General features: G+C 69.8%; 23 protein-coding genes. 11 read left to right on the top strand and 12 right to left on the bottom strand.

Translation table 11 applies throughout. From position 1 onward, the window contains the following. The 3 genes from EP26_RS03090 to EP26_RS03080 all read left to right on the top strand — a co-directional run. Window positions 1–325 (top strand): IS630 family transposase (locus tag EP26_RS03090; RefSeq protein ID WP_043335572.1); only part of this gene is annotated, 325 nt, incomplete at its 5' end. Window positions 326–392: 67 nt separating this feature from the next. Continuing rightward, window positions 393–1,529 (top strand): HlyD family secretion protein, encoded by a 1,137-nt coding sequence (locus EP26_RS03085; protein WP_245624275.1) that lies wholly within the window; start codon window positions 393–395, stop codon window positions 1,527–1,529. Then, complete coding sequence (locus EP26_RS03080) at window positions 1,526–3,067, top strand: DHA2 family efflux MFS transporter permease subunit (protein WP_043335569.1); 1,542 nt, start codon at window positions 1,526–1,528, stop codon at window positions 3,065–3,067. Before EP26_RS03085 ends, EP26_RS03080 begins: the two co-directional genes overlap by 4 nt. Before the next feature lie 3 nt (window positions 3,068–3,070). Here EP26_RS03080 and EP26_RS03075 read toward each other — a convergent pair whose 3' ends face one another. Both EP26_RS03075 and EP26_RS03070 read right to left on the bottom strand, forming a co-directional pair. Beyond that, the gene (locus EP26_RS03075; RefSeq protein ID WP_043335567.1) at window positions 3,071–3,520 is read right to left on the bottom strand and encodes a hypothetical protein; all 450 of its coding nucleotides are present in this window, start codon (window positions 3,518–3,520) and stop codon (window positions 3,071–3,073) included. Window positions 3,521–3,593: 73 nt separating this feature from the next. Next, window positions 3,594–4,301 (bottom strand): ImuA family protein, encoded by a 708-nt coding sequence (locus EP26_RS03070; RefSeq protein ID WP_052388732.1) that lies wholly within the window; start codon window positions 4,299–4,301, stop codon window positions 3,594–3,596. Window positions 4,302–4,445: 144 nt separating this feature from the next. On the opposite strand from EP26_RS03070, the gene EP26_RS03065 reads away from it, so the two are divergent. From EP26_RS03065 to EP26_RS03045, 5 genes are all read left to right on the top strand, one after another. After that, the gene (locus EP26_RS03065; RefSeq protein WP_408735088.1) at window positions 4,446–5,489 is read left to right on the top strand and encodes a cysteine synthase A; all 1,044 of its coding nucleotides are present in this window, start codon (window positions 4,446–4,448) and stop codon (window positions 5,487–5,489) included. 9 nt (window positions 5,490–5,498) lie between these two features. Then, entirely contained in the window at window positions 5,499–6,179 is a 681-nt protein-coding gene (gene cysE / locus EP26_RS03060) for a serine O-acetyltransferase (protein ID WP_052388731.1), read from the top strand. A gap of 76 nt (window positions 6,180–6,255) precedes the next feature. Beyond that, complete coding sequence (locus tag EP26_RS03055) at window positions 6,256–6,690, top strand: OsmC family protein (protein ID WP_043335561.1); 435 nt, start codon at window positions 6,256–6,258, stop codon at window positions 6,688–6,690. A gap of 33 nt (window positions 6,691–6,723) precedes the next feature. Next, window positions 6,724–8,304, top strand: coding sequence for a fatty acyl-CoA synthetase (locus EP26_RS03050; protein ID WP_043335559.1), 1,581 nt, complete (start codon window positions 6,724–6,726; stop codon window positions 8,302–8,304). 57 nt (window positions 8,305–8,361) lie between these two features. After that, window positions 8,362–10,116, top strand: a complete 1,755-nt coding sequence (locus tag EP26_RS03045) for a thiamine pyrophosphate-dependent enzyme (protein ID WP_084112282.1) — start codon at window positions 8,362–8,364, stop codon at window positions 10,114–10,116. 12 nt (window positions 10,117–10,128) lie between these two features. Here the strand turns inward: EP26_RS03045 and EP26_RS03040 are convergent, their stop codons facing one another. Next, window positions 10,129–11,910: a gamma-glutamyltransferase family protein gene (locus EP26_RS03040; RefSeq protein ID WP_043335556.1), complete on the bottom strand. Its 1,782-nt coding sequence runs from the start codon at window positions 11,908–11,910 to the stop codon at window positions 10,129–10,131. A 78-nt stretch (window positions 11,911–11,988) separates the two neighbouring features. Between EP26_RS03040 and phnN the strand changes: the two genes are divergently transcribed. Further along, window positions 11,989–12,507: a phosphonate metabolism protein/1,5-bisphosphokinase (PRPP-forming) PhnN gene (gene phnN, locus EP26_RS03035; RefSeq protein WP_043335553.1), complete on the top strand. Its 519-nt coding sequence runs from the start codon at window positions 11,989–11,991 to the stop codon at window positions 12,505–12,507. Here phnN and EP26_RS03030 read toward each other — a convergent pair. The 8 genes from EP26_RS03030 to phnG are packed head-to-tail and all read right to left on the bottom strand — an operon-like array spanning window position 12,497 to window position 18,738. After that, a complete protein-coding gene (locus EP26_RS03030) occupies window positions 12,497–13,192 on the bottom strand; it encodes a DUF1045 domain-containing protein (RefSeq protein ID WP_169747355.1) in 696 nt (231 codons plus the stop codon). The two genes, phnN and EP26_RS03030, sit on opposite strands and share 11 nt — an antisense overlap. Next, window positions 13,189–14,328 carry an alpha-D-ribose 1-methylphosphonate 5-triphosphate diphosphatase gene (locus EP26_RS03025; protein ID WP_043335552.1) on the bottom strand — a complete coding sequence of 380 codons (1,140 nt, stop codon included), beginning with the start codon at window positions 14,326–14,328 and terminating at the stop codon, window positions 13,189–13,191. Before EP26_RS03025 ends, EP26_RS03030 begins: the two co-directional genes overlap by 4 nt. Then, complete coding sequence (phnL, locus tag EP26_RS03020; protein WP_043335550.1) at window positions 14,328–15,026, bottom strand: phosphonate C-P lyase system protein PhnL; 699 nt, start codon at window positions 15,024–15,026, stop codon at window positions 14,328–14,330. Before phnL ends, EP26_RS03025 begins: the two co-directional genes overlap by 1 nt. Continuing rightward, window positions 15,023–15,793, bottom strand: coding sequence for a phosphonate C-P lyase system protein PhnK (gene phnK, locus EP26_RS03015; RefSeq protein WP_043335543.1), 771 nt, complete (start codon window positions 15,791–15,793; stop codon window positions 15,023–15,025). Before phnK ends, phnL begins: the two co-directional genes overlap by 4 nt. Beyond that, window positions 15,790–16,638: an alpha-D-ribose 1-methylphosphonate 5-phosphate C-P-lyase PhnJ gene (locus tag EP26_RS03010; protein WP_043335540.1), complete on the bottom strand. Its 849-nt coding sequence runs from the start codon at window positions 16,636–16,638 to the stop codon at window positions 15,790–15,792. Before EP26_RS03010 ends, phnK begins: the two co-directional genes overlap by 4 nt. Beyond that, window positions 16,635–17,705, bottom strand: a complete 1,071-nt coding sequence (locus tag EP26_RS03005; RefSeq protein ID WP_043335537.1) for a carbon-phosphorus lyase complex subunit PhnI — start codon at window positions 17,703–17,705, stop codon at window positions 16,635–16,637. The genes EP26_RS03010 and EP26_RS03005 overlap by 4 nt, the downstream gene beginning before the upstream one ends. Beyond that, window positions 17,705–18,283, bottom strand: coding sequence for a phosphonate C-P lyase system protein PhnH (gene phnH, locus EP26_RS03000; protein WP_043335535.1), 579 nt, complete (start codon window positions 18,281–18,283; stop codon window positions 17,705–17,707). The genes EP26_RS03005 and phnH overlap by 1 nt, the downstream gene beginning before the upstream one ends. Then, window positions 18,280–18,738, bottom strand: a complete 459-nt coding sequence (gene phnG, locus EP26_RS02995) for a phosphonate C-P lyase system protein PhnG (protein ID WP_084112281.1) — start codon at window positions 18,736–18,738, stop codon at window positions 18,280–18,282. Before phnG ends, phnH begins: the two co-directional genes overlap by 4 nt. A gap of 93 nt (window positions 18,739–18,831) precedes the next feature. On the opposite strand from phnG, the gene phnF reads away from it, so the two are divergent. Both phnF and EP26_RS02985 read left to right on the top strand, forming a co-directional pair. Next, the gene (phnF, locus tag EP26_RS02990; protein WP_043335533.1) at window positions 18,832–19,566 is read left to right on the top strand and encodes a phosphonate metabolism transcriptional regulator PhnF; all 735 of its coding nucleotides are present in this window, start codon (window positions 18,832–18,834) and stop codon (window positions 19,564–19,566) included. Window position 19,567: 1 nt separating this feature from the next. Continuing rightward, a complete protein-coding gene (locus tag EP26_RS02985) occupies window positions 19,568–20,707 on the top strand; it encodes an alpha-D-ribose 1-methylphosphonate 5-triphosphate diphosphatase (protein WP_052388730.1) in 1,140 nt (379 codons plus the stop codon). 50 nt (window positions 20,708–20,757) lie between these two features. On the opposite strand, the gene EP26_RS02980 is transcribed toward EP26_RS02985, so the two are convergent. Beyond that, complete coding sequence (locus tag EP26_RS02980; protein WP_043335531.1) at window positions 20,758–22,290, bottom strand: amidase; 1,533 nt, start codon at window positions 22,288–22,290, stop codon at window positions 20,758–20,760. Window positions 22,291–22,306 lie beyond the last annotated feature (16 nt).

The raw sequence follows: 22,306 nt of genomic DNA, 5'->3' as shown, positions 1-22,306 counted from the left end.
CGCCGGCAAGGTGATCCACGCCATCCTTGACAACTACGCCACCCACAAGCACCCAAAGGTCCGGCAGTGGTTGGCTGATCATCCGCGCTGGGTCTTCCACTTCACGCCGACATCGGCGTCCTGGATCAACGCCGTCGAGGGCTTCTTCTCGGCCATCACACGCAGGCGCATCCGCCGCGGCGTCTTTCAGTCAGTCCCCGACCTGCAGGACGCCATCACCCATTACATCCGCGACCACAACAAGAAGGCCAAGCCATTCGCCTGGACCAGGCCTGCCGACACCATCCTCGGCACGCTGGCCAGGCTTCCTGCACCTTCCGTTTGAGTCGGTGCACTAGGGGAGGAACCCTTTCCGGAACGGGATGAACGTCCTCAACGAAACCCGCCCCGCAATGCCTGCCGCCAGCCGCGGCCCGGCACTGCGGCGCCGGTGGGTCCGCCGGCTGCGCTGGCCGGCGCTGGTCCTGGCCCTGCTGCTTTTGGCGCTTGGGGTGAATTGGTGGCTGCTGGTCGGGCGCTGGCTTGAATCGACCGACAACGCCTATCTCCAGGGCGATATCGCCATCCTCGCCCCACGGATCGAGGGCCATGTCGCCGCCATCCTGGTCACCGACAACCAGCGCGTCGTTGCCGGCCAGGCGCTGATCGAGCTGGACCAGGGCCTCTGGCGCGCTCGGCAGGCCGAGGCGGAGGCGACGCTCGCCGAGGCGACCGCCGGCATGGTGACGCTGCGCCAGCAGCTCGCCCAGCAGCGCGCCCAAATCGAGAATGCCGAGGCCCAGCTCGAGCAGGCCCGGGCCGAGCAGACCCGCGCCCTGGCTGAGGCCCGCCGTGCCGGGGCTCTCGTCGGCGCCGGCTGGACCAGCCGCCAGGCGAATGAACGTGCCGTCGCCGACCAGCGCAAGGCCGATTCCGCCGTCGCCGCCGCTCTTGCTCAGCTGAGCGTTGCCCATCAGCAGCTCGATGTGCTGGAGGCGATGCAGGTGCAACAGCAGGCCCGCCGCGACCAAGCTGCGGCAGCCGTCGAGCGTGCCCGGATCGACCTCGGCAACACCGTCATCCGCGCGCCCTTCGACGGCATCGTCGGCAACCGCGCGGCGCAGCTCGGGCAGTTCGTCCGCACCGGCCAGCAGCTCATCGCCGTCGCGCCGCCGCCGGAGCGGCAATGGGTGAATGCGAATTTCAAGGAAACGCAACTCCCGCGCTTCCGGCCGGGTCAGCCGGTACGGCTGACGGTCGATGCCATCCCCGGCCTCGAATTGCAGGCGCATGTCGAAAGCCTCGCCCCCGCCACCGGCGCGCTGTTCAGCCTGTTGCCGCCGGAGAATGCGACGGGCAATTTCACCAAGATCGTGCAGCGCGTGCCCGTCCGCCTTGCCCTCGATCCGGCCGAGGCGGCGCAGCTCGCCCTGTTGCGACCTGGCCTCTCCGTCGCCGCCGAGGTGGATACCCGACCCGATCCATCGGCGCCGCGCGGCGTCTGGTCGGCCGCCGCCGCCCGCTGGGGCGCCTGGCGCGTCGCGCCATGAGCAGCGGCCCGAGCCTCCGCCACCGCATCGGCTTCGGCGCCACGGTGGTCGGCCTTTTCATGGCGATCCTCGATATCCAGATCGTCTCTGCCTCCATCGCCGAAGTGCAGGCGGGACTCGCTGCCGCGCCGGACGAAGCGAGCTGGATCCAGAGCAGCTACCTCATCGCCGAGATCGTGATGATCCCGCTCTCGGGCTTCCTCTCCCGTGCCCTCTCCAGCCGAGTGCTGTTCACGCTGTCCTGCGCCGGCTTCACCCTCTTCTCCGGCGCCTGCGCCTTGGCCGATACGCTGCCCGCCATGGTCGTCGCCCGCGCGCTGCAAGGCTTCGTCGGCGGGGCGATGATCCCCGTCTGCTTCTCCACCAGCTTCCTGCTCTATCCTGGCGCCGAGCGGGTGAAGATCAGCGTGCTGATCAGCCTCACCGCGACCTTGGCGCCCACCATCGGCCCGAGCCTTGGCGGCTGGCTGACCCAGGCGCTGTCCTGGCATTGGCTCTTCCTCATCAACCTGCCGATCGGCACCGCCGTCGCCGTGACCGCCTGGCTCACACTCGACATCGACCGGCCGGAGCCCGGTCTGCTCGCCCGCTTCGACTGGTGGGGCCTGCTTTTCATGGCGAGCTTCCTCGGCTCCGCCGAATACGTGATGGAGGAGGGGCCGCGCTGGGGCTGGTTCGACGATGAGGAGATCACCCATCTCGCCCTGCTCTGCGGCCTCTGCGGCGCGCTCTTCCTCTGGCGTGCCTTCACCCGCACCGAGCCGATCATCCAGCTCCGCGCCTTCCGCAACCGCAACTTCCTGATGGGCTGCCTGCTGAGCTGCATCGTCGGCGTCGGGCTTTACGGCCTCGTCTATGTCCTGCCGCTCTTCTGCGCACGCGTCCGCGGCTACGACTCGATGCAGATCGGCGAGACGCTCTTCATAACCGGCCTCTGCATGTTCCTCTCGGCGCCGATCGCCGGGCGGCTGGCGAAGCTCATGGACCTGCGGCTGCTGCTGGTGCTCGGCATGCTGCTCTTCATCGCCTCATGCCTCTGGATCGCACAACTCACCAATCTCAGCGGCTTCTGGGAGATGGCGGTGCCGCTCGGCCTGCGCGGCACGGCGATGATCTTCATGTTCATGCCGATCAACCAGATCGCCTTCGGCACACTGCCGCCGGCCGAGATCAAAAACGCCGCAGCGCTCTACAACCTGATGCGAAACCTCGGCGGTGCGCTTGGCCTCGCGGCGATCAACACCATCGTCACCTGGCGCGGTTCCGCGCATCGCCAGCACCTGGCGGAGCAGGTGAGCTGGGCGCGGCCCAACGTCCCCGCCTGGCTCGACAACCTCGCCGCTCGCATCACACTGGCCCAGCCGGAGCTCCCGGCCGAGCTTGCCGCGTTGAAGCGTCTGCAAGGGCTCATGCAACGCGAGGCGCTGGTGCTCGCCTATAACGACGTGCTGGTCCTGATGGCGATGCTCTTCCTCCTCGCCATCCCCTGCGTCGCCATCGTAGCGAAGCCTCGGGTGGCGCCGAGTGGAGGGCATTGAGCCCTACCGCATCCGCAGCGGATTCCGCAGCAGCAGCCCGGCGCCTCGGAGAGCGATGCCGAGATGCAGCGCTTCCGGCATTGCCGCGTAGGCGGCCGCCGGCGGCAGGTAGCGCAGCAGCAGCCCGAGCGCCTGGCTGCGGCAGCCGCGCTGGGCGAGCGCCATGGCCAGCAGCAGCTCCGCCTCGCTCGGCGTCGCCCGTGGACAGAGCGGGCAGGCAATGCCGGGCATCCCGTTCGCGCTCACCGCCCGCATCAGCGCATCGAGCGGCCGCAGCGCCGCCATCGCATCCTCGGCGATGAAGGGCAGCCGCATCGCCGCGAGGGTCGGGGTGCCGGTGCGGGCAGCTAGTGCCCAACGACGCATGCCCTCCAGCAGCAGCGCCTCGGCTGGTGGCAATTCGGCGGTCTCGGTATCGGCCCAAGGCCAGGCGGGAAGGCCATGTGTCGCCATTTCGCTCTCTCCGACGCAGGAGGTAAAGCTATCGCAACTGAGAACCATTCGCAAATAAGGATTGCTGTTTACCCTAACGTGCCCGCCGGCGCAGCGGGGCAGGCGCCGTCGCCTCCGGCTCCTCGGTTTCCAGCCGTTCCGCCGCCGGTCGCCAGACGGCATCCCAGCGACCCGGCCGCCCGGCGCGGCAACGCAGAAGCTCGAGGCGCCAGCGCGGATCACCGAGCCCGGCGCTGCCGCCACCGACTCGCCAGCGCGTCGCCATGCCCGACTCGCCCACATCCTGTCGCATCAGCAGGCCAAGCCCGCCCCCCGTCGCAGCCACCTGCTGCAGCCGGCGCGCCGCCATCGGTTCCACCGAGTCGAGGCACAGGACGGCGGCCGCGATGCCGGAGCTGGCGAGGCCTTCCTCCATCGCCCAGAGCGCATCCTCCGGCCGCGCGGCCCGCACCAACAGCAGGTCGGCAGGCGAAAGGCCGAAGCGGCCGAGCCCGGACGGAAAGCCCTCCGCCGCGATCCAGAGCAGGCTGCCGCCCGCCACCGCCGCGGCCCGCGCCAGCAGCAATGTGCAGAACTCCGCCGCCGCCTCTGGCTCCTGCGCCAGCACCTCATGCAGCGCCGCCCAGGGCAGTCCGCCTCCCGGCAGTGCCGCATCGATAGCAGGGCAGAGCGCGAGGCCGCCGGCCGGGCTTTCGGCCCGTCCGGGCCGCGCCGCCAGCGCCGCGCGCAGGGCCAGGCGGTCGAGCCGGGGAAGGGGGGTGTCGTCCTGGGAATGGGTCATGTTGGGTTCGTCTTATGTTCCTGCGCGGATGCCCCCTCGGTCAATCTCCAACTGCCCGATGCGGAATCGCAATGTCGCCAGCCCCTCTTGAATCAAACCCCGGGCCGCGCGCAGATCAGCCCAACGCCAGGAGACGGAATTGCCATGAGCCCCACGCCGCCCGCCCGAATGACGGCCCGAACCGTGGACGGCCTTGCCGGCGCCATCGGCAACACGCCCCTCATCCGTCTCGGCCGTGCCAGCGCGGCAACGGGCTGCGAGATCCTTGGCAAGGCGGAATTCATGCAGCCCGGCGGCAGCGTGAAGGACCGCGCCGGTCTCGGCATCATCGAGGATGCGGAACGCCGTGGCCAGCTTATCCCCGGCGAGCCCGGCATCGTGGTCGAGGGCACCGCCGGCAATACCGGCATCGGCCTGACCCTCGTCGCCAATGCCCGCGGCTACCGCTCGATCATCGTCGTGCCGGAGACGCAGGCGAAGGAGAAGCTCGACTTCCTCCGCATGATCGGCGCCGATCTCCGCCTGATTCCGCCGAAGCCCTATCGCGACCCCGGGCACTACGTGCACACCTCGCGCCGCATCGCGGAGGAGCTGGCCGCCGAGGGTAAGCGCGTGGTCTGGGCCAACCAGTTCGGCAACCTCGCCAATGCCGCGGCGCATGAGGAAACGACAGGTCCCGAGATCTGGGAACAGACCGGCGGCCGCATCGACGCCTTCACCTGCGCCTGCGGCACCGGCGGCACGCTGGCCGGTGTCGCCCGCGCGCTGAAGGCGAAGAAGCCGGACATCCGCATCGTCCTCGCCGACCCGATGGGAAGCGGCCTTTACAGCTGGGTGAAGACCGGCGAGGTGAAGGCCGAGGGCAACTCGATCACCGAGGGCATCGGCCAGGCCTCGACCGTGCCAGGCAACCTGGAGCAGGGACGCTCCCTCATCGACGATGCTGTACAGGTGACCGACCCGGTGGCGCTGGAGCAGGTCTATGACCTGCAACTCCGTGAAGGCATCTCGGTTGGCGGTTCCGCCGGCATCAATGTCGCGGCAGCGATCGCGGTCGCGCGGCAGATGGGGCCGGGTCACACCATCGTCACTATCCTTTGCGATGGTGGAGCGCGCTATCAAAGCAAGATCTTCAACCCGGCGTTCTTGCGCGAGCGCGGCCTGCCGGTGCCAACCTGGCTCGAATAGGGGCAGACCATGGAACTCCTCGACCTCGCTCGCACCATCCGGGCGCGTGACCCGGCCCGCCCGACCTGGATCGAGGCCGTGACCTGCTATGCCGGGCTGCATGCGGTGCTGTTCCATCGCCTCGCCCATCGGTTCTACCGCATGGGCTTGCGCACGATGGCGCGCGCCGTGTCGCACACCAACCGCTTCATCACCGGCATCGAAATCCATCCCGGCGCCACAATCGGCAAGCGGCTCTTCATCGACCACGGCATGGGCGTCGTCATTGGCGAGACGGCGGAGATCGGCGACGACGTACTGATCTATCACGGCGTCACGCTCGGTGGCCTGTCCGGCCAGCCAGGCAAGCGCCATCCGACCATCGGCAACGGCGTGGCGATCGGCGCCGGTGCGCAGGTACTCGGCCCCATCCGCATCGGCGACAATGCCCGCATCGGCGCCAATGCCGTCGTCGTGGCCGAGGTCCCGGCTGGCGAGACGGTGGTCGGCATTCCCGCCCGCCCGCCGCAGGAACACCGCATCCTCGCGCCTCGCCGCGCGCCGAGCCCCGGCTACGGGCTGCTCGACGCCCCTTGCGACCCGGTGGGGGAGGAACTGGCCGAGCTGCGCGCCGAGGTTGCCATGCTGCGGAACGAGATGGCCATGCTGCGGGGCCAGCAGCGGCAGCTGAACGTGCCCGCCGCCGAATGAGGCGCGATCGCCGGAGGCTGGAACCGGCGGCGTGGCGTCCTATCTCCTCTCCCGCAACAAGGAGAGGAGAGAGTTCATGGCCAGCATCCACCGCAGCGCCAGCGCGCATTGGCAGGGCACCGGCAAGGAAGGCACTGGCAGCCTCACCACCCAGTCGGGCGTGCTGAAGGACAGCCAGTACGGCTTCAAGACCCGCTTCGAGAACGGCCCCGGCACCAACCCGGAGGAGCTGATCGCCGCCGCCCATGCCGGCTGCTTCACCATGGCGCTGGCCTTCCAGCTCTCTGGCGCCGGGCACGAGCCGCAGGCGCTCGATACCTCAGCCAAGGTCTCGCTCGAGCAGGAAGGCGCCGGCTGGAAGATCGCCGCGGTGGCGCTGACGCTGAAGGCCAAGGTTCCTGGCCTGTCTCAGGAGGAGTTCCAGAAGCTTGCCGACGCCGCCAAGGCCGGCTGCCCGGTCTCCAAGGTGCTGAACGCCAGCATCACCCTCGACGCCACTCTGGAATCCTAGGCTACACTCCCCGTCAATGACGGGGAGGATTCCATGACCGAGACAGGCGCACGCGCCCGGCGCAACACCATTGGCGACGCGCTGGGGCGTGCGGCGGGCCGTTTCCGCGACCGCCAGGCACTCCGCTATGCCGATCGCGCCTGGAGCTATGCAAGCCTGGACCAGGCCGCCTCCCGCATCGGCCGCTGCCTGCTGGCCTCAGGCCTCGCGCCGGGCGACCGCGTCGTCGCCTATGGTCGCAATTCCGATGCCTATCTGCTGCTCTGGCTCGGCTGCGCTCGGGCCGGGCTCGTGCATGTGCCGATCAACTTCGCCCTGACGCTGAAGGAGGTCGAGTACGTCCTCCGCCAGTCCGGCGCCGCGCTGCTGCTGCACCAGCCAGCGCTGGCCGCCACCGCCGAGGCCGCCCGCGCCGCCGTGCCGCAGGTCCGCGGCGGCACCATCGATGCCGGGGAGGGGCCACTCGACATCCTCGCCGCCGCACTCGACGCACGCTGGGACCGGGACGAGCCGCTGGGCGAGGCGGTGCTGGACGAGGATCTGGTCCAGATCATGTACACCTCCGGCACCACCGGCGCCCCGAAGGGCGCGATGATGTCGCATCGCGGCCTGCTCGCCGAGTACGCCAGCTGCATCATCGAGCTGGAAATGCAGCGCGACGACCGCTCGCTCGCCGCGCTGCCGCTCTATCACACGGCGCAGATGCACGCCTTCACTATGCCGCAGCTCCTCGCTGGCATCCCGACCCTGCTAATCGACGCCCCCGTCGCCGCCACCTGCCTCGAGCTGATCGAGCGCGAGCGCATAACCGCCTTCTTTGCCCCGCCGACGGTCTGGATCACGCTGCTGCAGCACCCGGATTTCGGTGCCCGCGATCTTTCCTGTCTTCGCAAGGTCTATTACGGCGCTAGCATCATGCCCGTGCCCGTGCTGCAGGAGCTGCGTGCCCGCCTCCCCGGCTCACGCCCCTACAACTGCTACGGCCAGACCGAGATCGCCCCGCTGGCGACCGTCCTCCGCCCGGAGGAGCACGAGGCCCGCCCCGGCTCCATCGGCCGCCCCGTGCTCAACGTCGACACCCGCGTCGTCGACCCGGACATGCGTGACGTAGCCCCCGGCGAGCGTGGCGAGGTCGTGCACCGCTCGCCGCAGCTCCTGCTCGGCTACTGGAACATGCCGGAGGAGACGGCGCGCGCCTTCGAGGGCGGCTGGTTCCACAGCGGCGACGTGGCGACCATCGACGAGGAGGGCTACCTAGCCATCGTTGACCGCACCAAGGACCTCATCAACACGGGTGGAGTGCTGGTGGCGAGCCGCGAGGTGGAGGAGGCTCTCTTCACCCATCCTGCCGTCGCCGAGGTCGCCGTCATCGCGGTGCCCGACCCGAAATGGATCGAGGCCGTCGCCGCCGTCGTCGTCCCGCGTGCCGATGCCCCGCCCGACATCGAGGCCGTGCTGCTCGCCCATGCGCGCGGGCTGCTTGCCCCCTACAAGCTTCCGAAGCGCATCATCATCGCCGAGTCGCTGCCGAAGAACACCGCCGGCAAGCTTCTGAAGCGCGAGCTGCGGCAGATGCATGCCGGCACGGCGAGCGGCGCCCTCGGCGCAGGGTGACGCGCGCGCGCGGCCTCGCTATGGTCGCGCGCCACGAGAGGGGACGGAGACCAGGGCATGACGCAGGCAAGGCGAACCGAGGCGCGGCTCGGCGGGCATATCCTGGCTGATGCGCTGGTGGCACAAGGCGTCAGCCACGCCTTCTGCGTGCCCGGCGAGAGCTATCTCGACCTGCTCGACGGGCTCTATGCCCAGCGCAACCGCATCCAGCTCGTCACCTGCCGGTTCGAGGCCGGTGCCGTCCATATGGCAGAAGCCTATGGCAAGCTGACTGGCAAGCCCGGCGTCGCCATCGTCACCCGTGGCCCGGGCGCCTGCCATGCCGCGATCGGCGTGCATGTCGCCTTCCAGGATTCGACGCCGCTGGTGCTGCTGATCGGCCAGATTCCCTTCGAGGAGACCGACCGGGAGAGCTTCCAGGAGGTCGATTACCGAAAGATGTTCGCGCCCCTCGCCAAGTGGGTCACGCAGATTGACGACGCCGCGCGAATCCCGGAGCTGATGGCCCATGCCTTCGATGTCGCCACCTCAGGCCGCCCCGGCCCGGTGGTGGTGGCGATTTCCGAGGAAATGCAGAAGGAGATGGTGGCGGTGCCCGATATCGGCCCCGCCCAGGTCGCCCCTGCGCATCCCTCGCCCGCCGCGATGGAGCGAATGATGGCGATGTTGGCTGGCGCGAAGCGCCCGCTCGCCGTGCTCGGCGGTGGCGGCGGCTGGACGCCGGAAGGCCGCGCCGACATCCGCGACTTCCTTCGCGCCAACGACATCCCCGTCGCGGTCAGCTTCCGCCGCCAGGGCCTCTATGACAACACGCTGCCGAATTTCGTCGGCGACCTCGGCGTCGGCGCCGATGCGACGCTGGTGGCGAAGGCGAAGGAAAGCGATCTCTTCCTCGCCATCGGCACCCGCATCGGCGAAACCGTCTCGCAGGGCTACACCCTCTTCGACATGGCCGGCGGCACGCCGATCATCCATGCCTACCCCGACCAGTCGGAGATCGGCCGCGTCTATCGCCCGGCGCTCGGCATCACCACGGACATGAACGCCTTCGCCGCCGCCGCCAAGGCCATGCCGCCCGTCGCCAGCCCGGCCTGGTCGGGCTGGCGCGCCGAGCTTCGCGCGGCGCGAGAGGCACAAGCCGAGCCCGGCGAGTACGAGGGCCCGCTCAACCTCGCCGTCGCGCTCCAGGCGCTGGAGAAGGCACTGCCGCCCGACACCATCTTCACCACCGATGCCGGCAATTTCGCCACTTGGCCGACGCGCTTCATGCATGTCTCGGAAGGCCAGGACTTCCTCGGCCCGACCAACGGTGCAATGGGCTACAGCGTGCCGGCCGCGATCGGCGCCAAAATCGTCCATCCGGGGCGGACGGTGATCTCCTTCGTCGGCGATGGCGGCTTCCTGATGACGGGCCAGGAGATCGCCACCGCCTTCCACCACTCGGTTAACCCGATCATCCTGGTCTTCAATAACCAGATGTACGGCACGATCCGCATGCACCAGGAGCGGCACTACCCGGGCCGCGTCTCCGCCACCACGCTGACCAACCCGGACTTCGCGAAATTCATCGAAAGCTTCGGCGGCCATGGCGAGGTGGTGGAGGCAACGGAAGAGCTGGTGCCCGCCGTCCAGCGCGCCATCGCCTCTGGCAAGCCGGCAGTGATCGAGGTGCGGACCAATCCGGAGCAGGTGACCAACCGCTCGACCATCGCCCAGCTCCGCGAGCAGGCGCGCAAGGCGGCGGCGAAGGCGCCCGCGGCGCAACCGGCGCGAGTGCCGGCGCCGCGGCGCGTCGGGCCGCGGACACGGTAAGGCGGTGGGGGCTTACCGCCCCACCGCATAACCCTGCATGCCTCGCGGGTTGGCACCCGCGAGGATTTGGCCATCCGCCTCGAGCCGCGCGCCGGTGAGCCGCCCTTCGGACCATTCGCCGCCCATCTCGGCGGCATGGCCGCGGGCCGTCAGCTCATCGAGCACCGCCGACGCGTAGCGCCCCTCCAGCACCAGCTTCCCCGGCCGGGCGCCACGGGGCCAGAAGCTGCTGATCCAGTGCTCGCTATGGAAGCTCGGCAGGTCGATCGCCTGCTGGATGCCGAAGCCATGGTCGAGCATCCGCGCCAGCATGATCGGCTGCCACTGGTCCTGCTGCTCGCCTCCAGGTGTGCCGAAGCTCATCCAGGGCTTGCCCTCGCGCAGCACCAGGCTCGGCGAGAGCGTCGTCCGCGGCCGCTTGCCGGGCTGGAGCCCATTCGGCAGCGTCTCGTCGAGCCAGAACATCTGGCAGCGCGAGCCGAGGCAGAAGCCGAGGCCGGGGATCGCCGGCGAACTCTGCAGCCATCCTGCCGAAGGCGTCGCGCTGACGAAATTACCCCATTGGTCGATCGCGTCGATATGGCAGGTATCCCCGCCCGAAGCGCCGAGGCGGGAGACGGTCGGTTCGCCCGTGCCCGCTGCCATGGTCAGCGCCCCGGCACGCTGCACCGCCGCCGCGTAATCCGTTCGCGGCGTCCTGCCATCCGGCGAGCCCGGCCGGAACTCGTTGTTCGCCTCACGCCCGATCAGCGTCCGTCGCGCCGAATTGTACTCCGCAGACAGCAGCGTCCCCATCGGCACATCGGTGAAATCGGGATCGCCGTAGAAGGCCTCGCGGTCGGCGAAGGCCAGCTTCATGGCCTCGGCAACGGTATGGACGAACTCCACGCCGACCGGGTCCATCCCCGCCACGTCGAACCCTTCGAGCAGGGCAAGGGTCTGCAACATCGCCGGACCCTGACTCCATGGGCCGCATTTCAGCACCGTATGCCCGCGATACTGGCCGGCGAGCGGCTGCTCCACGCTCGCCCGCCACCCGGCCATGTCCTGCCCCGTCAGCAACGCGTGATGCCGCCGGCCGGAGGTGTCGAGGGCGGCGAACTCACGGCCGAAGCGGTCGATCGCCTCGGCGACGAAGCCGCCATACCAGATGTTCCGCGCCGCCTCGATCTGCCCCTCGCGGTCGCTGCTCGCCGCCTCCGCCTCGCGTACCACCCGAGCATAGGTCTCGGCCAGTTCCGGGTTGGTGTAGAGCCCGCCAGGCGTGATCCCCCTCAGCCACAGCGCGGCCGAGGTCTTCCACTCGGCCTCGAAGAGCGGCCGCACCGTCTCGATCGTCGCGCAGATGCGCCCGACCACATGCGCCCCGCGCGCCGCATAGCCGATGGCATAGTCCAGCACGTCGCGCAGCCGCCAGGTGCCGTGGTCTCGCAGCATCAGCGCCCAGGCATCGAAGGCGCCGGGGATGGGCGCGCAGAGGAAGCCCGTCCCCGGCACGATATCGAGGCCCAACTCGTCCTTCAACTTGCCGACCGTCATAGCCGCCGGCGCCGGACCCTGGCCGCAGATCACCTGCTGCGCGCCGAGCTTCGCGCTGTGCAGGATGATGGGACAGTCGCCTCCTGGCCCATTCAGATGCGGCTCGACGATCTGCAGGGTGAAGCCCGCGGCGCAGGCGGCGTCGAAGGCATTGCCGCCCCGCTCCAGCACGGACATCCCGACCTGCGAGGCGATCCAATGCGTGGTGGCGACGGCGCCGAAGGTGCCGGCGATCTCGGGCCGCGTCGTGAACATGCTGTGGCGCTCTCCCTGGGCCATTGTGTGACGGCGAATGGACAGGCAGAGAAGGCCCGATCGGTCTGGAAGGCAAGCATGCTGGTCGGTGTGGTTGGGCCCTCCGGGGCGGGCAAGGACACGCTGATGGCGGGCGCCCGCACCGTCCTCGCCGGTGACCCGCGCTTCCACTTCATCCAGCGCAGCATCACCCGCCCCGCCGAGGCCGGCGGCGAGACTCACCGTCCGCTGAACCGCGCCGAATTCGAGGCCGAGCGCGCCGCCGGCCGCTTCGCCCTCTGGTGGGAGGCGCATGGGCTGCTTTACGGCATCCCGGCCCTGTTGCCGCCCGGCGTGGCGGTCGCCAACCTCTCCCGCACCGTCCTCGCCGAGGCCGCGCGGCGCATGCCCCTGCTGGTGCTGGAGATCACCGCCCCGCCGGCGGTACTGGCCGCCCGCCTTGCCGCCCGCGGCCGGGAGACGGAGGCTGACATCGCCGCTCGCCTCGCTCGGGAGGCCCCGCTGCCGCCCGGCCTCGATGTGGTCCGGGTGATGAATGAGGGCCCGGTGGAGCAAGGCATCACCCGGGTGGTGGCGGCCCTCCGCGCTATCCCCTGAGGGGCAGCCGCTCGGCGATCAGGAAGGGCGCGCCGGCTTTCGCCTGGGTGAACAGGCTGATGGCGCCGACCCGCCGCGGCATCGCCGGCGCCTCGCCGAGAAATTCCGTCACCACCGGCCGCACCACCGCCATCTCCTCGGCCGAGAGCCGCCGGCTGAGAGTGATGTGGAAACGCCACTCCTCCATGACGTACGGGTAGCCGTACCGCCCCAGCAGCGCCTCCTGCCGCGCACTCAGCCGGGCCCGCCGCCGCTTCGCCAGCTCTGCCTCGTCGGACGGCGCCCGGCAGGGCTCCAGCGCCTCCACGCAGGCATCGGCGAGGGGCCGAAGGGCAGGGCAGGGCGCCGTCTCCCGCAGCGCCAGGAACCCATCCAGATTCTCGACCGCGAGCGGCGGAAGGTCGAAGGGCGCGGTCCGCGCCGCAAGCGCCTCCGCCGCGGCGACCGCCTCCGCCCAGCTGACCCGCAGGCGGAAAGGCGGCTTCAGCGTCGCATGCAGGCCGTAGCCCCGCGCATCCCTGGTGACCTCGGCGATGTCGAGCCCAGGCAGCGCCGGTTGCGGGACCGGCGCCCCCGTCTCCGCATCTCGCCCGAGCCAAGCGGAGCCGAGCTGGTGCAGCGGGTCATCCGTCTCCGGCGCCCAGTAGAGGGCCAGGCGCGCCTCTGGCATCGGCTCGCCGATCATGCGACGCGCTCTCCCCCGCGCCAGACGGCGCGGACCACCGGCAGCCCCTCTACCGCCCGCACCCGCACCAGATCGGCCCGCAGCCCTGCCGCCAGCCGCCCCCGGTCCCTCAGCCGCGCCATGCATGCCGGCCCGTCGGTGATGGTGGCGACAGCCTGGGGAAGGGAGATGCCAGTGGTCGCGGCCGCAATCCACGCCGCCTCCACCATCGCCGCCGGCACATAGTCGCTGGCCAGCGCATCGACCGCACCCGCACGAATAAGGTCAGCCGCTGCTACATTGCCGGAATGGCTGCCGCCGCGGACGATGTTCGGCGCCCCGGCGATCACCGTCACGCCAAGCTCCCGTGCCGCGCAGGCTGCCTCCATCGTCACCGGAAACTCGCTGATGCGGATGCCGTCATCCGCATTGCGCGCCATCTCCGCCACGTCGTCATCGTCATGGCTGGCGAGCGGCAGGTCGCGATGGGCGATGCGGTCCAGCAGCCAGCGCCGCTGCGGCTCGCGCAGCCGGGCACGGCGCTCCAGCAACTCGGCGATGCGCGCATCCACCTCGGCATCGCTCATCTGCTTCTGCCGCTGCCGCATCGCACGGTAGCGGGGGATGTCCCGGTACTGGCCGACGCCTGGCGAGTGGTCCATCAGGCTGACCATGGCAACGAGGGGATGGTCGGCGACGCTCTCCACCGCCGGTACCATGTCGGTCGCCGGCAGCTCGCAGCGGAGATGCAGGAGATGCTCCGCCTTCAGCAGGCCGGTCGGCACCAGCGCGGCGAGGTCGGCGACACCCTCGTAGAAGGTCTGCACCCGCCCTGGATCGAAGCCGAGATCGCCGAGGCAGAGCGCGTCGAAGACGGTAGTGACGCCCGCCGCCGCGCATTGTGCATCGTGAGCCAGCAGGGCGGAGCGGCTTGGCCAGCGCGCATTCGCCCGCGGCTGCACCTGGCGCTCGAGGTTATCGGTATGGAGATCGACCACGCCGGGGATGATGTGTTCGCCGCCGCAATCCACCGCCCCCGCAAGGCTGCTGCTCCCCGGCTGCACATCGGCGATCAGCCCGTCGCGCAGCACCAGCGTGCCGGGCACCACATCCTCCGGCAGGACGAGCAGGGCATGGGTGAGGATGGTCTCGGACATCAAGCAGCGACCGGCATGGGCAGGACCTCGAACAATCGGTCCGCGACTTGGTCGCGCACCTCGGTGTCATGGAAGATGCCGATGACCGCAGTGCCCGCTTGCTTGGCAGCACGGATCAGCCCGACCACCACCGCACGGTTGCCGGCATCGAGGCTCGCCGTCGGCTCGTCGAGCAGCAGCACCGGGTAGCCGGGGACGAAGCCCCGCGCCAGGTTCACCCGCTGCTGCTCGCCCCCGGAGAAGGTCGCCGGCGGCAGCCCATGCAGCCGCGCCGGCAGGTTGAGCCGCGCCAGCAGTTCCGCCGCCCGCGCCCGCGCCGCCTCGCGCGCCACGCCCCGCGCCATCAGCGGCTCGGCGACGATGTCGAGCGTCGGCACGCGCGGGATGACGCGGAGGAACTGGCTGACATAGCCGAGCGTCTCGCACCGCACCTCGCGCACCAGACGCGCATCGGCCGCTGCGAGATCGACCTCCGCCCCACGGTGGCGGATGAGGATGCGCCCCGTCCCCGCACCGTAATTGCCGTAGAGCAGCCGCATCAGCGTCGACTTGCCGGCGCCGGAGGGCCCGGCGAGGGCCACGCATTCCCCCGCCGCCACTGCCATTTCGACACTCTCCAGCACAGGAATGCGAAGCCCGCCTTGGAGATGCAGGGTGAAGGACTTGCCGAGCCCTTCAGTGCGGATTGCCGCGCTCATGCCGCCAGCACCGAGGCGACGAGCAGCTGGGTATACTCATGCTGCGGGTCGTCGAGTACCCGGTCGGTCAGCCCCTGCTCCACCACCTGCCCCCGCCGCATGACCAGCAGCCGATGCGCCAGCAGCCGCGCTGCTGCTATGTCATGCGTCACGATCACCACGGAGAGGCCGAGATCGGCGACCAGCGCCCGGACCATATCGAGCAGCTTCGCCTGCACCGAGACATCGAGGCCCCCCGTTGGCTCGTCCATGAAGACCAGCCGCGGCCGTGTCACCAAAGTGCGCGCGATCTGCAGTCGCTGCTGCATGCCGCCCGAGAAGAGCGCCGGCATGCCGTCGATCCGTGCCGGATCGATCTCGACCCGCCGCAGCCACTCCGCTGCTTCGGCACGGATACTGCCGTAATTCCGCGCCCCCACCGCCATCAGCCGCTCGCCGATATTGCCGCCCGCCGAGACGCGCATGCGCAGCCCGTCGCGCGGATTTTGGTGGACGAAGCCCCAATCCGTCCGGTGCAGTCGGCGCAGCGCCGCTTCCTTCATTTCATGGAGGACATGAAATCCGCCCTCCGGGTCGCGGTAGCGGACCTCGCCCGCTTCCGGCCGCATCATGCCGGAGAGCACGCGCAGCAGCGTCGTCTTGCCCGAGCCTGACTCGCCGACGATGGCGACAACTTCGCCGGGAAAAATCTCGAGCGCCACGCCATCCAGCGCCGGCACCGCCCCGAAGCGGAGCGCCAGCCCCTCGGCTTCCAGCAGCGCACTCATTCCGCCGCCTCCCGCTGCGTCTGGCGCGTGGCGCAGTAGTCGGTATCGGAGCAGACGAACATCCGTCCGCCCTTGTCGTCCACGACGACCTCATCGAGATAGCTCTCCCGGCTGCCGCAGAGCGCGCAGGGCGCATCCGCCCGCGCCGGCCGGAAAGGATGGTCCTCGAAATCGAGGCTCTTCACCGCGGTATAGGGCGGCACCGCATAAATCCGCTTCTCCCGCCCTGCGCCGAAGAGCTGCAGGGCCGGCATCCGGTCCATCTTCGGGTTGTCGAAGGCGGGGATCGGCGAGGGCGACATCAGGTAGCGCCCACCGACCAGCACCGGGTAGTTGTAGCTCATCGCCACATGGCCATGGCGGGCGATGTCCTCGTAAAGCTTCACATGCATCAGTCCGTAATCGGCCAGCGCATGCATCCGCTTCGTCTCGGAGACGCGCGGCTCCAGCCGGAAGAGCGGCTCCGGCATCGGCACCTGGTAGACCAGGATCTGCCCCTCGCGCAGCCGCGTCTCCGGGATGCGATGCCGCGTCTGGATGATCGTCGCCTCGCCCGTCCGCTCCGTCGTCTCCACCCCCGCCACCTTGGCGAAGAAGCGCCGGATGGAGACGGCATTGGTCGTGTCGTCCGCCCCCTGGTCGATCACCTTCAACCGGTCGCCGGCGCCGATGACGCTGGCCGTGACGGCGATGCCGCCCGTCCCCCAGCCATAGGGCAGCGGCATCTCCCGCGCGCCGAAGGGCACCTGATGGCCCGGGACCGCTACGGCCTTCAGCAAGGCGCGGCGAATCATCCGCTTGGTGTTTTCGTCGAGATAGCCGAAATTATAGCCGAGCGCTGTCATTCGCCTCCGGCCTCCCGCCGCAGCAGCCGGATCTTCTCCAGCTCGCTCTGGAAATCGACATAATGCGGCAGCTTCAGATGCTCGACGAAGCCCGTCGCCTCCACATTGTCGCAGTGGTACAGCACGAATTCCTGGTCCTGCGCCGGTGCCTCCACCGGCTCGCCGAGCTCCGCCGCGCGCAGCGCCCGGTCGACCAGCGCCATCGTCATCGCTTTCCGCTCGCCCTGGCCGAAGACCAGCCCGTAGCCGCGGGTGAATTGCGGCGGCTCTGTCTTAGAGCCGGCGAACTGGTTCACCATCTGGCATTCCGTGACGGTGATCTCGCCGAGATCGATCGGGAAGCCGAGCTCCGGCGGCTCGAACTCCACCATCACCGCCCCCATGCGAATCTCGCCGACGAAGGGATGCGCGTTGCCGTAGCCGCGCTGCGTCGAGTAGCCGAGCGACAGCAGGAAGCCCTCGTCGCCCCGCGCCAGCGCCTGCAGCCGCAGCGGCCGCTCGGCCGGGAAGTCAAGCGGCTCCCGCGTCAGGTCGCGTGGCTCCGCCTCGGAGGGCTGCTCCGGGGCCATCAGCCCTTCCTGTGCCAGCAACCCCGTCACCCGTGGCATCGAGAGCTCACCGGCCGGAGCCTCCGGCGCCGACGCCGGCACGCCGCCCTCGGCGGCCAGGGCGAAGTCCAGCAGCCGGTGCGTGTAGTCGAAGGTGGGCCCCAGCACCTGCCCTCCCGGCAACTCCTTGTAGGTCGCGCTGATCCGCCGCCTGACGCGCATCGCCTCGGTCTCGACTGGCAGGCTCGCACCGAAGCGGGGCAGGGTGGTGCGATAGGCCCGCAGCAGGAAGGCTGCCTCGATCAGGTCGCCCCGCGCCTGCTTGATGGCGAGCGCGGCGAGCCCCCGGTCATGGCAGGCCCCCTCCGCCATCACCCGGTCCACGGCGAGGCCAAGCTGCGCCTCAATCTGGGCGAGGCTCAGCTCCGGCAGCGCCGGATCGCCTCGCCTCTCCTCGGCTAGCCAGGCATGCGCCGCCTCGATCGCCCGCTCGCCTCCCTTGACCGCCACATAGGCCATCAGCCGGCTCCCTCGATACGCGTGGTGCGTGGCAGCGCCGCCAGCCTGTCCCCGGCGCAGAGCACCAGGTCGATCCCGCGCGGAAACCGCCTCCCGTTGGCTGCCCAGGCTGCGAGGAAGCCGCCAGGCAAGCCCTCGACCGACAGGCGATGCTCCGTCCCGATGCCAGGCCCGGTGAGCCGCCAGCCCCGTCCCGTCTCCAGCCCCGCCACCTGCAGGATGAGCGTCGCCGAACGGTGCGGCTCCTCCTCGGTCCCGGCGTCCAGCGCTGCCAGCTCCGGCATCGCGCCCGCCGCCAGCAGGAAGCCCGCCGCCCCCGGCTCCGCTACCAGCGGGCAGCCGGCATGGAAGCGCAACCACTCCTCCGCCCCGGGTCCCGCATCCATCCAGACCGGCGTCTCCGCATCCGCCAGCGTCAGCAGCACCGCCGCTGCCGCCGGGGCCAGCGGCGCCGGCGCCTGCGGCAGGGCGGCGACGCGTTGGATCCGTCCAGGCCGCGCCATCGCCTCGAGCAGCGCCCGGAACCAGGCCTGCGCATCCGGCACCGGATCGGCGAAACCGGGGGTCAGGCCGCTCATCGCATCGTCGCCATGGTGAAGAACTCCACCCGCGTCGCCGCCGCCTTCGCCGCCTCGCGCGCGGCCCTGGCGGCCTGCGCCTCCGCCAGCGGCTCGATCACCACCGCCAGCAGCGCCTTGTGCCTGGCCGGGTCCTGCAGTGCCGCATCGATCACCGCCGCCAGCTCCGCCTGCCGGGCATCCCGGCCGGCAACATAGGCATGGCCGACTGGTCCATCCGCCAGCCGAACGCTGCACCGCGTCACCGTCATCTCGCCGAGATTGAACGGCGCACCATCGCCACCTTGCCGGCCGCGCGTCATCACCAGTCCGGTCTCCGGCCCGCGCAGCCTGACATGGCGGGGCAGGGCAGGGGCCTCCGCCAGCCGGGCCGCTATGGCATCCGCATCGGCACGCGCCAGCACGCCCATCCAGCGGCGCCGCGCCGCCTGCATCATCATTGCGTCATCGGACATAGGAAAAATCATAAAGTCTAGACAACTGGACGTCTACCTACCTATTGTGCTTGTAACATTACATGCCGGACAGGGCCCATGGTTGAAACTTCAATGAACAAGACAGCCACCCTCGCTCGCGGCCAGGGCGTCGCCCTCTGGCGCCAGATCGCCGGCACGATGGAACGCGAGATTGCCAGCGGCAACCTCGCGCCCGGCTCCCGCCTGCCGACCGAGGCGGAGCTCTCCGCCCGCTTCGCCGTCAACCGGCACACCGTCCGCCGCGCCATGGAGGAGCTGGAAAGCCGCGGCCTCGTCCGCATCGAGCAGGGCCGCGGCAGCTTCATCGCCGAGGATGTGCTCGACTACCCGGTCGGCTCTCGCACCCGCTTCTCGGAAACCATCCGCCGGCAGAACCGCGAGCCCCAGGGCCGCATCCTCCGCATCGAGGAACTGCCTGCCGAGGCGCATATCGCCGAGCAGCTCCGGCTCCGCCGTGGTCGCCCCGTGGTCCTCGCCGAACGGCTGAGCTTGGTCGATGGCCGCCCCATCGCCATCGGCACCCACTGGTTTTCGGCCGTCCGCTTCCCCGGCATCGCCACCCTGCTCGCCGAGGAGGCCTCCATCACCCGCGTCCTGGCCCGCCTTGGCATCGCCGATTACCGCCGCGAGGCCACCCGCATCACCGCCCGCATGCCGACGCCGGAAGAGGCCATGCTGCTTGAGCAATCCCGCAACCGCCCCGTGCTGGTGACCGAGGCGTTGAATGTCGACCCCGAGGGCCAGCCGGTCGAGGTCAGCTTCGGCTGCTACGCCTCTGGCCGCGTGCAGATCGTAGCGGAAAGCTGACATGACCGGCTGGCACATCACCGGCGGCGATGTGCTGCGCGGCGCCACCCTCGCCGCCGGCGACCTCGCCTTGGCCGGCGAGGCGATCGCCGCCACCCCGCTTCCCGGCGCCCGCCGCCTCGACGCCACCGGCCTCCTCGTACTCCCGGGCCTCGTCGACATCCATGGCGATGCGCATGAACGCAGCCTGCAACCACGGCCTGGCATCAACTTCCCGCCGGCCCTCGCATTGCGCGACACCGTCGCCCAGCTGCTCGCCTCCGGCATCACCACCGCCTTCCTCGGCGTGACCTTGTCCTGGGAGCCAGGCCTCCGCTCCCTCGCCATGTGGCGGGCCCTCATGGCCGCGCTGGACGGAGCCGGTGCGCTTCCTCTCGACCTCCGCATCCATTGCCGCTTCGAAGCCGATAATCTCTATGCAGTCGACGACGTCCTGGCCGGCATCGCGGCGGGCCGCATCCACCTGCTCGGCTTCAACGACCACACGCCCGCCATCCTTGAAAAGCTCGGCAACGCCAAGGACTTGGCGAAGTATGCCGGCCGCGCCGGTCTCACCCCCGAGGAATTTCATGCCTTGATCGAACGCATCGCCGCCCGCCGCGGCGAGATCCCGGCCGCCCGCGCCCGCCTCGCCGCGGCCGCTGCCGGCATCCCGATGCTGAGCCATGACGACGCAACGCTGGAGGACCGCGCCCTCTACCGCGCCCTCGGTGCCCGCCTCTGCGAATTTCCGATGGCCGAGGCCGTCGCCGCCGATGCCCGCGCTCATGGTGAGGCGGTGGTGATGGGTGCCCCCAACGTCGTCCGCGGCGGCAGCCATCTCGGTTGGGCCAGCGCTGCCCCGCTTGTCGAGCGCGGCCTGGTGACGATCCTTGCCAGCGATTACCACTGGCCTGCCCTGCTCGAAGCCCCTTTCGCCATGGCCCGCCGCGGTAAGCTGAGCCTCGCCGAGGCTTGGCCCCTCGTCTCCGCCAACCCGGCCACGGCGGCCGGCCTGACCGACCGCGGCGCGCTGCATCCGGGCATGCGCGGCGATGTCGTCGTGATCGATCCCGCCGGGCCGCGCGTCCTGGCCTGCTTCGTCGCGGGCGAGGCAGCGCTTCTCACCGGCGATGCTATCGCGCGTCTCCGCCAGGGTTGAGGAGGGCTTTGCCCTCCTCAAGCGATCGTAAAGCGCTCGAAGCCCTTGGATCAGGCCGTGATGCCCTTCCAGTCGACGCCGCTCTCAAAGGCAGCTGCGGCGCGGTAGATCGTGCCCTCGTCATACATCTTGCCGACCAGCATCAGCCCGATCGGCAGCCCATCAGCCAGCCCGCACGGCACCGACATGGCCGGGTGATGCGTGCAGTCGAAAGGCGCGGTATTGGGCAGCACCTCGAAGGCGCGCTGGATGATCTCGCTGGTCGGCGCATCGGCCACCGGCAGCGGCGTCGCCGCCATCGGCAGCGTCGGCATCGCCAGCAGATCGTATTGCGTCAGCACCGAGTCATAGGCCGCCCGCAAGCGCCGAACTAGGTTCTGCGCCTTGGCGTAGTAATGCCCGCGATGCCGTGTCACCATGTAATGCCCGAGCAGCATGGTGTTCTTCAGCGTCTCCGACAGCTCATCCGCCCGCCCGCGCCAATTGCTGTGCGCATCGAGCAGCGAGTTGACATAGAGCCCCTGCCAATTGAAGCCGAAGCCGTTGCCATGCATCATCTGCACGGTCGCCCCTTCGGCCGTCACCGGCAGCCAGATCGCAGCCCCCAGCCGATGCATCGGCAGCGAGACCTTCTCCACCGTCGCGCCGAGCCCGCGCAGCCGCTCTGCGGCCTCGCGCACCAACGCGTCGTTCTTCTCCTGCGATTGCGGGTGGCCGAAGCCTTCCTCGATCAGCGCCATCTTCATCCCTGCGATGCCGCCCCGCATCAGGTCGCGATAGGCCGGCACGGGTGCTGTATTGTACTGCCTGGGGTCGAGCCCGTCCGGCCCCGCCAGTACCTCCAGCAGCAGCGCATTGTCCTCGACCGTCGCCGTCATCGGCCCGGTATGGTCGATGGTCAGCTCGATCGGCATGATGCCCGTATAGGGCACCAGCCCATGCGTCGGCTTCATCCCATAGATGCCGCAGAACGAGGCCGGCATGCGGATCGACCCGCCCTGGTCGCCGCCGAGCGCCATCGGCACCTCGCCCGCCGCCACGACGGCCGCGCTGCCGGAGGAGGAGCCACCCGCCGAGTACCCCATGCGGTGCGGATTATGCACCGGCGCCGGCGCGCTGGTATGACTGCCGCCAGAGAAGCAGAAATACTCGCAGACCGTCTTGCCGGCGATGGTTCCGCCCGCATCGAGGATGCGCGTGACGACCGTCGCATCGACATCCGGCACATAGCCCTCGAGCGTCGAGGCGCCATTCATCATCGGCACGCCGGCAAGGCAGATATTGTCCTTCAGCGCGATGGTCTTGCCCTTGAGCTTGCCCGAAGACGCGCCTTCCACCGTGCTCTTCACATACCAGGCGCCGTAAGGATTCTCCTCGGCGGCCGGCCGCTTGCCCGGCGTCCTCGGCCACTTCACCTCCGGCAACTCGTCCGTCATCTGGTCGACGATGTTGTAGGCGGCAATGCTGCCTTCGAGGCTGGCGCGATGCTGCGTCAGCTCGCTCTCGGTCATGCTCATCCCGAGTTCCTCGGCAACCTTGCGCAGTTCCTCGGTGCTCGGCAGCCTCAGCGTTCCCAGCGGCATGGTCGCTCTCCTCCAG

Origin of the sequence: Belnapia moabensis DSM 16746 (assembly GCF_000745835.1) — a bacterium.
Classification (GTDB): Bacteria; Pseudomonadota; Alphaproteobacteria; order Acetobacterales; family Acetobacteraceae; genus Belnapia; species Belnapia moabensis.
Note: the sequence above shows the minus strand (reverse complement) of the source record. Positions and strands in the feature narration are given on the sequence as shown.